This window comes from Bartonella sp. CR84HXZ (assembly GCF_042194535.1).
Lineage (GTDB): Bacteria > Pseudomonadota > Alphaproteobacteria > Rhizobiales > Rhizobiaceae > Bartonella > Bartonella grahamii.
In genome coordinates this window covers 1-1,153 of sequence record NZ_JBHIMY010000089.1, presented here as the reverse complement: position 1 = coordinate 1,153, position 1,153 = coordinate 1, and the positions used below count along the sequence as shown (strand labels likewise).

The following is a 1,153-nucleotide window of genomic DNA, read 5'->3' as shown; positions in this document are numbered from 1 at the left end:
CCAGATAGAGCAAGGGCTTGATCAAATCAATCGGCTTTTCTCACGCCAAGCTACCATTAATCTTGGTGCGGGGAGCAATTCGGGTGGTTCGATACTCGATGTTCATATTGAAAAACAGAAACCTTGGCTTATTACGCTTTCCAGCGATAATCTTGGCGCTAAAGCAACAGGGCTTTATCAAACGCGCTTGAGCCTTTCTTTTGATGATCTGTTAGGGATCAATGATCAATGGTCGTTTAGCTATCAGCGCTCCATGGATGGTGGTCCGTATCATTTTTCTCACAAGCGTCCCAATAGTGATACTCTAACGGGATCATTTTCTCTTCCCTATGGCACTTGGACAACAGGTTTTGATGGGACGTGGAGCCAATATCATTCAAGTGTTAAGGGAATATTTTCCGATATTATGACTGCGGGTAAGTCTTTATCGCTGACGCCATGGATTTCACGGGTTATCGACCGTGATCAAGAGGGCAAGACCTGGCTTACGGGACGGTTGACATGGAAATATTCTGATAATTTTATTATGGGCAGTCGGGTTGATGTTTCCAGCCGTAAATTGGCTATTGCAACCTTTGAGCTTGATCATTCGCGCAAGTGGCTTGGAGGAGAATTAAGCGCGCATATAGGGTTTCATAAAGGTTTGGCAATTCTTGGCGCTTATGATGATAAAGAGCAAGAGAATGCAACAAAAAATTCACCCAAAGGGCAATTTTCCAAATTGTCTTTTTCTCTAGGCTACGTGCGTCCTTTTTCGCTTCACCAGTATAACTTTCGCTATAACACACTGTTTTCAGGACAATTATCACCCGACACGTTGTTTAGTTCAGAGCAAATATCGCTTGGTGGCAGTTCCTCTGTGCGCGGAGTGCGTGAGGCGATTTATTACGGCAATAATGGGGCGTTTTGGCGCAATGAATTGTCGCTGTTGTTGCCAGGTTTTTCTTCGAACATGGGGCGTAATTTTATGAGCCAATTCTCCCCTTATATGGCGCTTGATCTGGGAGCCGTGGCCAATGATGTAAGCAAAAACAGCTTTGGCGGGAGCCTCGTTGGGGCAACTCTTGGTTTCCATGCAACCGGAGACATTACGGATGTTGATGTGTCTTATTCGAATATTTTAACCCAATCGACAGTGCGAGAAAAGGGAAAT

1 protein-coding gene is annotated in these 1,153 nt (G+C 44.8%); it reads left to right on the top strand.

Annotation, left to right across the window (positions count from 1 at the left end; translation table 11 throughout):
• The coding region (locus ACFIKD_RS09490) for a ShlB/FhaC/HecB family hemolysin secretion/activation protein (RefSeq protein WP_375647912.1) at positions 1 to 1,153 on the top strand (1,153 nt) is incomplete at both ends.